Consider the following 12733-nt stretch of genomic DNA (forward strand, 5'->3'; position numbering starts at 1 on the left):
TTACTGTCTTCAGTAGAAAGTAATTTTCTGATTTTGCATCAGAAGTTCTTTAACAAGGTGGAAAGAATAAGTTGTAACATTGCACTTAAGTAGTGATTGAGATTAACTCAAGTACGCTTATCCGGTGTAATATCGTTGCGATTGCATTCAAACATATGTGTAGAGACACTTAGTTATCGACTGTGGGTCTTTGGCGAATTGGAGTGATTTTGCAGTATTTAATTGGTTTAGCCACTGATTAGATGAGGTCATGAAGAAGCTGAAGCAAAGCAGAATTTAATAAGTTGCGAACATTAACTTAGTCACTTGTGTTATATGGTCAAGTGAATAAGTGCACACGGTGGATGCCTTGGCAGCTGGAGGCGATGAAAGACGTAGGAGCCTGCGATAAGGCTAGGGGAGCTGGCACACAAGCTTTGATCCTAGCATTTCTGAATGGGGGAACCCACCCGCTTGCGGGTATCACTAACTGAATACATAGGTTAGTGAGGCGAACCCGGGGAACTGAAACATCTAAGTACCCGGAGGAAAAGAAATCAACCGAGATTCCCTTAGTAGCGGCGAGCGAACGGGGACCAGCCGATTCAATATGAAGTAGCAGAACATTCTGGAAAGTTTGGCAATAGAGGGTGATAGCCCCGTATGCGAAGCTTCATATTGGACATATTAAGTAGGTCGGAACACGTGATATTCTGACTGAAGATGGGGGGACCATCCTCCAAGGCTAAATACTCCCAGCTGACCGATAGTGAACCAGTACCGTGAGGGAAAGGCGAAAAGAACCCCTGTGAGGGGAGTGAAATAGAACCTGAAACCGTGTGCATACAAGCAGTGGGAGCTCTTCGGAGTGACCGCGTACCTTTTGTATAATGGGTCAGCGACTTATTGTATGTGGCAAGGTTAACCGTGTAGGGGAGCCGTAGAGAAATCGAGTCTTAATAGGGCGTGAGTCGCATGCAATAGACCCGAAACCGGGCGATCTACCCATGGGCAGGTTGAAGGTTAGGTAACACTGACTGGAGGACCGAACCCACTAACGTTGAAAAGTTAGGGGATGACCTGTGGGTCGGAGTGAAAGGCTAATCAAGCCCGGAGATAGCTGGTTCTCCCCGAAAACTATTTAGGTAGTGCGTCATGTCTCACCCTCGGGGGTAGAGCACTGTTTGGGCTAGGGGGTCATCCCGACTTACCAACCCCATGCAAACTCCGAATACCGAGGAGTGCAATCATGGCAGACAGACGGCGGGTGCTAACGTCCGTCGTCAAGAGGGCAACAACCCAGACCGCCAGCTAAGGTCCCAAATACCAATTAAGTGGGAAACGATGTGGGAAGGCTTAGACAGCTAGGAGGTTGGCTTAGAAGCAGCCACCCTTTAAAGAAAGCGTAATAGCTCACTAGTCGAGTCGGCCTGCGCGGAAGATGTAACGGGGCTAAAATTGGTAACCGAAGCTGCGGATACTTTCGAGTATGGTAGGGGAGCGTTCTGTAAGCCTGTGAAGGTGGATTGAGAAGTCTGCTGGAGGTATCAGAAGTGCGAATGCTGACATGAGTAACGATAAAGGGAGTGAAAAACTCCCTCGCCGGAAGATCAAGGTTTCCTGTCCAACGCTAATCGGGACAGGGTTAGTCGGCCCCTAAGGCGAGGCAGAAATGCGTAGTCGATGGGAAGCAGGTTAATATTCCTGCACCGACTGTTACTGCGATGGAGGGACGGAGAAGGCTAGGCAGGCGTGGCGTTGGTTGTCCACGTGAAAGCTTGTAGGCTGGGATCTTAGGCAAATCCGGGATCCTAAGGCTGAGAGGTGATGACGAGCTCTTTTTTGAGCGAAGCTGTTGATGCCCTGCTTCCAAGAAAATCTTCTAAGCTTCAGGTAACAGTTGACCGTACTCCAAACCGACACAGGTGATCAGGTAGAGAATACCAAGGCGCTTGAGAGAACTCGGGTGAAGGAACTAGGCAAAATAGTACCGTAACTTCGGGAGAAGGTACGCCGCTGACGGTGATCGGACTTGCTCCGTAAGCTGTTGGCGGTCGAAGTAACCAGGTGGCTGCGACTGTTTATTAAAAACATAGCACTCTGCAAACACGTAAGTGGACGTATAGGGTGTGACGCCTGCCCGGTGCCGGAAGGTTAATTGATGGGGTTAGCTTATGCGAAGCTCTTGATCGAAGCCCCGGTAAACGGCGGCCGTAACTATAACGGTCCTAAGGTAGCGAAATTCCTTGTCGGGTAAGTTCCGACCTGCACGAATGGCGTAACGATGGCCACGCTGTCTCCACCCGAGACTCAGTGAAATTGAAATCGCAGTTAAGATGCTGTGTTCCCGCGGCTAGACGGAAAGACCCCGTGAACCTTTACTACAGCTTTGCACTGAACTTTGAGCCTATTTGTGTAGGATAGCTGGGAGGCTTTGAAGCGTAGACGCTAGTTTACGTGGAGCCAATCTTGAAATACCAGCCTGATATGTTTGAGGTTCTAACCCAGGTCCCTTATCGGGATCGGAGACAGTGTATGGTGGGTAGTTTGACTGGGGCGGTCTCCTCCCAAAGAGTAACGGAGGAGCACGAAGGTGCGCTAATCATGGTCGGAAATCATGAGGTTAGTGTAAAGGCACAAGCGCGCTTGACTGCGAGACAGACACGTCGAGCAGGTACGAAAGTAGGTCTTAGTGATCCGGTGGTTCTGTATGGAAGGGCCATCGCTCAACGGATAAAAGGTACTCCGGGGATAACAGGCTGATACCGCCCAAGAGTTCACATCGACGGCGGTGTTTGGCACCTCGATGTCGGCTCATCACATCCTGGGGCTGAAGCCGGTCCCAAGGGTATGGCTGTTCGCCATTTAAAGTGGTACGCGAGCTGGGTTTAGAACGTCGTGAGACAGTTCGGTCCCTATCTGCCGTGGGCGTTGGAAAGTTGAGAAGAGTTGCTCCTAGTACGAGAGGACCGGAGTGAACGAACCTCTGGTGTTCCGGTTGTTTCGCCAGAAGCATTGCCGGGTAGCTACGTTCGGACGGGATAACCGCTGAAAGCATCTAAGCGGGAAGCCTCCTTCAAGATTAGCTTTCCCTGGGGCTTGACCCCCTGAAGGGCCGTTGAAGACTACGACGTTGATAGGCTGGGTGTGGAAGCGCTGTGAGGCGTTGAGCTAACCAGTACTAATTGCCCGTGAGGCTTGACCATATAACAGAACTGATTAAGTTATGTTGAAGTTAAGCAACAAAATTATTAAATAATCGAAGCTAAGTGTGACACACGCAAGAGCAAAGATATTGTCTGGATAAGCAAACCGAAAGGTAAGAGTAATCCAACACTATGAGCAAAGTTGCAAAAAACTTATTCAATCCGCCACCCTATTTAGGTAGGTAAGTGCAGTTCAATAGAACATAAGACATACACCGCCTATACAGCTTTGCCTGACGACATTAGAGCATTGGAACCACCTGATCCCATCCCGAACTCAGAAGTGAAACGATGCATCGCCGATGGTAGTGTGGGAGATCCCATGTGAGAGTAGGTCATCGTCAGGCTTCTAAATAAAGAAACCCCAGGTTCTAACGAGCCTGGGGTTTTTTGTTGTCTTTGGGTTTTGAATGGTTTGAAAATCATGCTTATTAAGCAAAACCGCTTTTTTTTGTACGCAAACCCTGAAAGAATTTCTGTCGCTAGATAATAATTAACAAGCTTTCTTCTCAGTGACTAATGAAGGCAAATCACTTAAGCTTTCCCCCCAATTTTAAAATCTCAGTGACTCATGACTAGCCAGTTTATCCATCTCCGGGTACATACCGAATTCTCTCTTGTTGACAGTATCATTCGTATTAAGCCTCTGGTTGCTAAAGTGGCGGCGCTGGGTATGCCTGCTTGTGCAGTTACTGATCAGCATAATTTTTATGGCTTGATCAAGTATTACTCTGCCTGTCAGGGGGTGGGGGTTAAACCGATTTTTGGAGCGGATTTATACCTCGAAGCGGATGATGTTGAGGCAAAACCTTATTTGTTCACCATGTTAGCGACGAATGTCGAGGGCTACAGGAATATCACTGAGATCATTTCTAAAAGTTATCAACATGGACAAAAACATGGAGAGCCTTTTGTAAAACGAGAGTGGATCTTGGAGCATGCCCCGGGAACGATTGTGTTATCGGGGGCAAAATACGGGGAAGTAGGCCAGGCCATTTTAGGCAATCGAATTGAAGACGCTCAAACTGCGCTCAAATTTTGGAGTGAGGCTTTCCCAGATAGGTTTTACATGGAGTTGCAAAGAACCGGGAGAGAAGGAGATGAACGCTATCTTCATAAAGCCGTAGAAATGGCGATGCAGTGGGGTATTCCCGTTGTTGCTACTAACGATGTCCGCTTTATGGACAGAAAACAATATGGGCCACATGAAGCCAGGGTCTGTATTGGAGAGGGGAGAGCCCTGGATGACCCTCGTCGCGAGCGCAGATACAGCGATCAGCAGTACTTCAAAACCGCTGAAGAAATGGTGGAATTGTTTAGTGATATTCCTGAAGCGGTCGAGAATACGGTAGAAATTGCCAAGCGCTGTAATGTCGATATTCAGCTGGGTAAGTATTTTCTTCCTGAGTATCCTATTCCTGAGGGAATGACACAGGACGAATTCTTTACCAAGATTTCTTATGACGGCCTTGATGAGCGACTGGAACGGATTCTGGACAAAAGCGCGCCAGATTATGAAGAGCGAAAACAGGTCTATTATGACCGCCTTCAGTTCGAGCTGGATATTATTATTCAGATGGGTTTCCCCGGATACTTCCTGATCGTAATGGACTTTATCCAGTGGGCGAAGGATCACGATATTCCTGTCGGACCTGGAAGGGGTTCCGGTGCCGGTTCCCTAGTAGCCTACTCGCAAAAAATTACTGACCTAGATCCACTGCAATACGACCTGCTATTCGAACGGTTTTTGAACCCGGAACGGGTATCGATGCCTGACTTTGATGTCGACTTCTGCATGGAAACACGAGATAAAGTTATCGGTTATGTTGCAGACAATTATGGTCGTGATGCCGTTTCGCAAATTATTACTTTCGGTACCATGGCCGCGAAAGCTGTGGTACGTGATGTCGCTAGGGCACAGGGCAAATCATATGGCTTAGCCGATAAGCTTTCCAAAATGATACCTCCTGATATTGGTATGACGCTTCAAAAAGCGTTTGATCAGGAGGAGATTCTTAGGGAGTTTCTGCAGAACGATTCCGATGCCCAAGAAATCTGGGATATGGCGCTTCAGTTGGAAGGAATCGCTCGAAACGTTGGTAAACATGCGGGGGGGGTTGTCATTGCACCCACCAAACTGACGGATTTTGCTCCGCTTTATTGTGATGAACAGGGCGGCGGCCTAGTCACTCAGTTCGATAAGAATGATGTTGAATCTGCGGGCTTGGTGAAATTTGACTTCCTTGGTTTGCGGACGCTCACGATCATCGACTGGGCAGTGAAAATGATTAACACCCAGCGGTCGGCGCAGGGTGAAGCTTCGGTGGATATCTCGGCCATTCCTTTGGATGATCCTGATACCTTCAAACTCCTGAAGGCTGCTGATACTACCGCTGTATTCCAGCTGGAATCCCGAGGGATGAAAGACCTCATTAAACGTCTTCAGCCAGATAACTTGGAAGATATGATCGCGCTTGTGGCGTTATTCCGTCCGGGGCCGCTGCAGTCAGGTATGGTGGATGACTTTATTGCTCGTAAGCACGGCCGCGCTCAAGTTGCATACCCCGATGCGAAGTATCAGCATGAGTGGTTAAAACCCATACTTGAACCCACTTACGGCGTCATTGTTTACCAGGAACAGGTAATGCAGATTGCTCAGGAGTTAGCTGGCTATTCTCTTGGCGGAGCTGACTTACTTCGTCGTGCGATGGGTAAGAAAAAGCCGGAAGAGATGGCAAAGCAACGTGCTGTTTTTGAAGAAGGGGCAGCGGGTAAAGGTGTTGACCCTGAGTTGGCGATGAAAATCTTCGACCTCGTGGAAAAGTTTGCAGGCTATGGCTTTAACAAATCCCACTCAGCTGCATATGCTTTGGTTTCCTATCAAACTGCTTGGCTGAAAGCGCATTATCCGGCTCACTTTATGGCCGCAACCATGTCTTCGGATATGGATAAAACTGATAAGGTGGTTACTTTTATTGAAGACTGCCGGGTATCAGGCCTAACCCTATTACCACCTGATGTGAACCTTGGTCGTTTCCAATTTACCGTAGATAACGACAACAATATTATTTATGGTTTAGGTGCCATTAAAGGGCTTGGGGAAGGACCAATTGAAAATATTCTTCAAGCGAGGGAAGCCGGTCCGTTCACTGATATTTTTGATTTTTGTGCACGAGTTGACTCTCGAAAAGTCAATAAACGGGCTCTGGAAGCCTTAGTACGCAGTGGCGCTTTTGACACTATCGGCCCACAAATTGACCTGGATTACGACCGCGCAGTGATGTATTTGGCCATTCCGGATGCCGTAAAAGCTGCGGAGCAAAGTGCAGCAAATGCCAATGCCGGGATGACGGATATGTTCGGCGAAGTTGTGCCAAGCGGAAACGGTGCCGAAGATGTGTACTCGGATTTTCGTAAAGTACGTCGTTGGAGTATGAAGGACCGTTTGGAGGGGGAAAAAGAAACCCTTGGTTTGTATTTGACTGGTCACCCGATAGACGAGTATGACGCTGAATTAAACCAGCTAGTATCGGCCCGCATCGCAAACGTAAAGCCTGATAAAAATCAGCAATCTATTGCTGGTATGGTGGTCGCATTCCGGGTAATGAAGACTAAGCGGGGGGATAATATGGCCTTTATCTCCCTTGATGACCGTACTGGTAGGATGGAAGTTGCTGTTTTTTCTGATACGTATAATGAATATCGGGATCTATTGGAAAAAGACGCGCTGTTGGTAGTGCAAGGGCAGATTAGCCATGATGACTACAGCGGCGGCTTGAAGATGCGTGCCGATGCGATTAATAACCTGGCTACCGCGCGCCAGGACAAAGTTAGAAACGTCAAACTGATTTGGGAAAGTGAGTCTTTACCTACAGATTACAGCGCGCAGTTAAGGGATGTGCTTGCTCCCTATCGGGACGGTCGCTGTCCAATTGTCATTACCTATCAAAAATCGGGTGTGCAAGGGGATGTGATTCTTGGGGATGACTGGAAAGTTCATCCCTCCGATGAGCTTCTGGTTGCTTTGCGTACAATGTATGGCACAGAGCAAGTGGAATACGTTTACAAGGATTGATCCTTACACTTTAGCCTGGGCCGTTGGGGTGGTAAACTTGCGCCTCTTTTGGCTCCGCATGAAGTCTTTGCGGTTAAAAAATAAAAAGGTACTTTCACGCATATGAATCTGAACTATCTCGATTTCGAGCAACCAATCGCTGAATTTGAAGCCAAAATTGAAGCGTTGCAGTTAGGTACAATTGACGGCGACGATGTTGACCTGACCGAAGAAATCGAAAGCCTCAGGGCTAAATTGATAAAGAGAACGGAAAGCATATATTCCAACTTGACGCCTTGGCAGGTTGTTCAGGTTGCCCGCCATCCGCAAAGACCTTATGCCGCGGATTACATTTCTCGTATCTTCGATGATTGGCATGAACTGCATGGTGATCGTCACTTCGGTGATGATAAAGCCATTATTGGTGGTATTGGCCGTTTGGCCGGTAAGCCCGTCATGGTGATCGGTGAGGAAAAAGGCCGCAGTGTAAAAGAGAAAGTGGCTCGCAATTTTGGTATGCCTAGACCTGAAGGCTACCGTAAGGCATTGCGTTTAATGGAAATGGCCGAGCGTTTTAAGATTCCTGTCCTGACATTGATCGACACTCCGGGGGCATACCCTGGTATCGACAGTGAAGAGCGCGGTATCAGTGAGTCCATCGCCCAAAATCTTGCTGTAATGTCACGTTTGAAAACCCCAATTATTTGTACCGTGATTGGAGAAGGTTCCTCTGGTGGTGCTTTGGCCATTGGCGTGGGCGATCAGCTGAATATGCTGCAATACTCCACGTACTTTGTAATTTCTCCAGAGGGCTGCGCCAATATTATTTGGAAAACGGTGGAAAAAGCACCCCTAGCGGCAGAAGCGATGGGGGTTACCTCAAGCATTTTAGAATCCTTGGGTATTGTTGATGAAACTATTCCTGAGCCTCTAGGTGGCGCGCACAGGGATATCGACGCTATGGCCGCTAAATTAAAAGAGCGTTTAGTGGCTCAGTTGAATGAGCTGCAAGGGTATAACATTGATGAACTCCTGGAAAAACGTTATCAGCGTCTTATGAGTTACGGTAACGGCCCGCTTTAAGCGAGCCGGTTTATCCCGCCCCTATTTCAGGTTTTTTCAGTTTCATCCTGATTGTTGGTGCTTTTAAAGCGCTGGTTAACTCATCATACGTGGCGTATAACGTAGGGGCAATTATTGGGACTATTGCTTTGGGGAGTTTGGCGGTGTATCCCCAGCATTTGTTCCTAGGAGTTTAGGGTAAAGGGAATTGCGGCGGAAAAATTGATGCAATTAAGTACAATGTCGGAGCGGCATTGGTACTACTCGCTATCATTGTTTTTGCCGGAGCGTTTGGTAACTCTGACTTTTTACGTTCACTTGTGTTGATCGTGTTTTTAGTTTGCCCTTATTTTCTCAATGTTTTTGGTATATTGAACCTTCCCCAAAAGACTGAAGCATAAAATCCAATCCCTCAATCACATTGTGGGCGTCAATAATTAAGAACGAATATCTATCATGAATTTCAACGAATTTTCCGCTTGGTATAAAGAACAGGAAAGTCGTTGTGAGCACATGACACTTTCTACTTCTGCTCGACTTAAGCGGGAAAAGCTTAAGCTGGAAAAGCGTATTAGATCCAAGCAACCTATCGATAAAATTCTTCAGAAGCTGGAAGTTAGTTTTAACCATTCTATTGATTTGGTAAAACAGAAACATGATTCAATTCCCGATATTGTTTTTCCCGAAAACCTGCCAATTAGCCAGAAACAAGAAGAAATTGCCGAGTTAATCGAGAAAAATCAGGTTGTTATTCTTGCCGGTGAAACCGGGTCGGGGAAAACAACTCAGATTCCGAAAATTTGCTTGTCTTTGGGGCGTGGTGTACGAGGACAAATTGGTCATACTCAGCCAAGACGTATTGCCGCTCGAACAGTTGCCGCTCGCATTGCCGAAGAATTGCAGACCGAATTGGGAACCGCTGTTGGTTATCAAGTTCGGTTTACTGATCACTCTACAGAAAACAGTTACGTAAAATTAATGACGGACGGTATTTTGTTGGCCGAAATTCAACAGGATCCGATGTTATGGAAATACGACACACTCATTATTGATGAAGCCCATGAAAGAAGTCTGAATATCGATTTTCTTCTTGGCTATTTAAAAACACTTCTTAAAAAACGCACCGACCTGAAACTTATCGTCACCTCTGCAACAATTGATTTGGATAAATTCTCCAAACACTTTGATGATGCACCCGTGATTGAAGTATCTGGACGGACCTACCCGGTTGACGTGTTGTACCGTCCATGGCAAGAGCAATTTGAAGATCAGACAGAAGCCATTGTTGCCGCCATCGATGAACTTTTAAAAATGTCAAAAGGTTTAGGCGGAGACATCTTGGTGTTTCTTTCTGGCGAGAGAGAAATTCGCGAAACATCACATGCGATAAAAAAGGCCGGACTTCATCAGATAGAGGTTTTACCTCTGTATGCGCGGTTGAGTTTAGCTGAACAGACGCGGATCTTTCACCCACATAAAGGCCGAAGGGTTGTACTTGCAACTAACGTTGCCGAAACCTCTTTAACCGTTCCCGGAATTCGTTATGTTATTGACCCGGGAACTGCTCGTATTAGCCGATACAGCTTACGAACCAAAGTACAGCGTTTGCCTATTGAAGCGATTTCTCAGGCGAGCGCAAATCAGCGTAAAGGTCGTTGTGGACGGGTGAGCGACGGCGTGTGTATCCGTCTTTACGATAAAGAAGATTTTGAATCTCGGCCTGAATTCACGGACGCGGAAATCCTGCGAACCAACTTGGCCGCAGTTGTGTTGCAAATGCTGCAGATGCGAATTGGGGATGTTCGTCGATTCCCGTTCGTAGACCGACCTGATAATCGTCTTATTAACGACGGTTTTAAGTTACTGGAAGAGCTGCAAGCTGTTGATCGGAATGGCAATATCACTCAGGTTGGGCGGCAGTTGCAAAATATATCTGTTGACCCTCGATTAGCGCGTGTGGTGATTGAAGCCAACAAGCGGCACTGCTTAAAAGAAGCGTTAATCATTGTTTCGGCGTTAAGTATTCAGGATCCGAGAGAGCGACCGGCAGATAAACAGCAGGCATCTGATGAAAAACATCGCCGCTTTTATGACGAAAACTCGGATTTTTTTGCGTATATTAATTTATGGAACTACATTGAGGAGCAGCGCCAAGAGCTTTCTCAAAATCAATTACGTAAGTTGTGCAAAAAAGAGTTCCTCAATTATTTGCGTTTGAAAGAATGGCGAGATCTTCATTACCAGCTAAAACTGTCGACCAAACAGCTGTGCTTTAAGGAAAACGAACAGCCTGCCAGTTACGAAGAGCTTCACCGGGCAATTATTTCCGGCTTTATCACTAATGTTGGTTGTAAACAGGAAGATAAAAAAGATCACACCGGCAAGCTAAGAAAAAATAATACTTATGAGGGAACTCGAAACAGGAATTTTCAGATTTTCCCCGGGTCATCTCAATATAAAAAACGACCCAAATGGATGTTAGCGGCAAACTTTCTTGAAACCAGCCAGCTATTTAGCCATTGTGTTGGAAAAATTGAACCTGAATGGGTGCTAGATGGCGCGAATCACCTGATAAAACATCATTATTTTGAACCCCACTACGACGCAAAAGAAGGCCAAGTCAAAGCTTTCGTTAAGCTCAGTTTATTCGGCTTGGTCTTGATTGAGAAAAAACGTGTTCAATACGGGAAAATCGATGAAAAAGTTTCCCGTGAAGTATTTATTCGTTCCGCTCTGGTTGAAGGTGGCTATGGTAAGAGTCGGAGAAAAGTTTCCGGTGAGTTCTTCCTGCACAATCAACGCCTGATTGACGAAATTCAGGAGCTTGAAGCCAAGACTCGACGTAAAGACATATTGGTTGATGAAGAAGTTCTTTACCAATTTTATGAGCAGAGAATTCCGGAAGGCATTGTCAACCTGATAGGTTTTGAGCATTGGCGTAAAACGGTAGAACAAAAGAACCCAAAGCTTTTGTTTTTCACCAAAGAAACACTCATGCTACATAATGCAGACGGTGTGACTACGACGTTGTTTCCAGCTCAACTGAATTATGAGGGCATGACATTCCCTGTCGGCTACCAGTTTAATCCTGGGCATCAGGATGATGGTGTAAACGCGTATATTCCAGTGGCCTTGTTACACGAAATCCCCGAACATTATCTGGAATGGTTGGTTCCGGGCCTATTGAGGGATAAATGCATCGCATTGGTGAAAGGACTACCAAAACCGGTTAGACGTAAATTGGTGCCCGTACCGGATTATGTCGACAAAATTATGCCGAGAATGTCTCCTTGTAATCAAAAGCTGACAGAAGTCTTGGCCTATGAACTGAACCGGGTTTCGGATGCCAATATAAAACCGGAAGACTGGGATGAATCCTGTCTGGATAATTTATATTTGATGAACGTTCAGGTTTTGGATGAGCGTGGCATGGTGATTGATCGAGACAGGAATCTTGAACGTTTAAAATCAAAATATCGAAAACAGGTTCAGCAGACCTTAAAAAAGGCTGGCCATTCCATTGAAAAGGAATCGGTGACCACTTGGGATTTTGGTGAGTTACATGAGTCCATTCAGCTTGATCGGGGGGCGGTAAAAGTCACCGGTTATCCTGCTTTGGTTGATCATAAAACTCATGTTTCTTTACGTGTAATGGACAACCCATTTGAGGCGCGATATGAAAATCTTCGAGGTTTGACTCGGTTGGCATATTTACAGCTTGGGCAAACTGTTAAGTATTGCGAAAAAGAATTGTTGCGCGGCAAGGATATGGGACTGACAGTTGTTGACCTGGGAAAAAGGGCGGACGTTGTTGACGACATGATCATGGCGAGTATTCGAGAGCTGTGTTTTCCTGAGGCTATTCAGCAAGAGGTTCGAAACGAGGCAGAATTTTCACAGCGTGTTCAATCAGCGAAAGCCTCACTGTATGAAACCGCATCTGATAAAGAAAAAGTATTGGTCGATGCGTTAAAATCCGTTGTGGAAATAAAAAAAGCCCTGAAAAGTACAAAAAATGCCTTAGCGATTGCGCTAACTGCCGGTGATGTTTCATTGCAAATTGATCGGCTGTTTTCTAAAGGGTTTATGTATCACATTCCGGCTAAATGGTTTCAGCAATACCCTCGGTATTTAAAAGCTATTAGTGTACGAATTGAGAAAGCGCCGATGAATTTACAGAAAGACCGAGTGGCGCTTTCGTCCATTACGGATCATTGGCAGCGTCACGCAGACCGTTTGGCTAAAGAAGGTGAATCGGCTTATGCTCACAACGAAGAGTGGCAGGAATATCGTTGGATGATCGAAGAATTACGCGTTTCTGTTTTTGCACAAACTTTACGCACAATAATGCCGGTTTCAGATAAACGTCTGAATAAGCAATGGACGCAGTCGTGCCATTAAGCGGGCTAACATTTGGCAACAAAATATAACT

The 12733-nt window shown here is 46.3% G+C and carries 3 protein-coding genes and 2 rRNA genes; all 5 read left to right on the forward strand.

The features are described from left to right. Nucleotides 1-317 precede the first annotated feature (317 nt). A 23S ribosomal RNA gene (locus P5V12_RS01705) occupies nucleotides 318-3185 on the forward strand. Between the two features lie 232 nt (nucleotides 3186-3417). Then, a 5S ribosomal RNA gene (rrf, locus tag P5V12_RS01710) occupies nucleotides 3418-3532 on the forward strand. Nucleotides 3533-3756: 224 nt separating this feature from the next. Then, nucleotides 3757-7260 carry a DNA polymerase III subunit alpha gene (dnaE, locus tag P5V12_RS01715; protein WP_316955505.1) on the forward strand — a complete coding sequence of 1168 codons (3504 nt, stop codon included), beginning with the start codon at nucleotides 3757-3759 and terminating at the stop codon, nucleotides 7258-7260. Nucleotides 7261-7362: 102 nt separating this feature from the next. Continuing rightward, a complete protein-coding gene (locus P5V12_RS01720; RefSeq protein ID WP_316955506.1) occupies nucleotides 7363-8322 on the forward strand; it encodes an acetyl-CoA carboxylase carboxyltransferase subunit alpha in 960 nt (319 codons plus the stop codon). 492 nt (nucleotides 8323-8814) lie between these two features. Further along, entirely contained in the window at nucleotides 8815-12702 is a 3888-nt protein-coding gene (gene hrpA / locus P5V12_RS01725) for an ATP-dependent RNA helicase HrpA (protein ID WP_410483331.1), read from the forward strand. The last annotated feature ends 31 nt before the right edge of the window (nucleotides 12703-12733 follow it).

The organism is Teredinibacter sp. KSP-S5-2, assembly GCF_032773895.1.
Lineage (GTDB): Bacteria > Pseudomonadota > Gammaproteobacteria > Pseudomonadales > Cellvibrionaceae.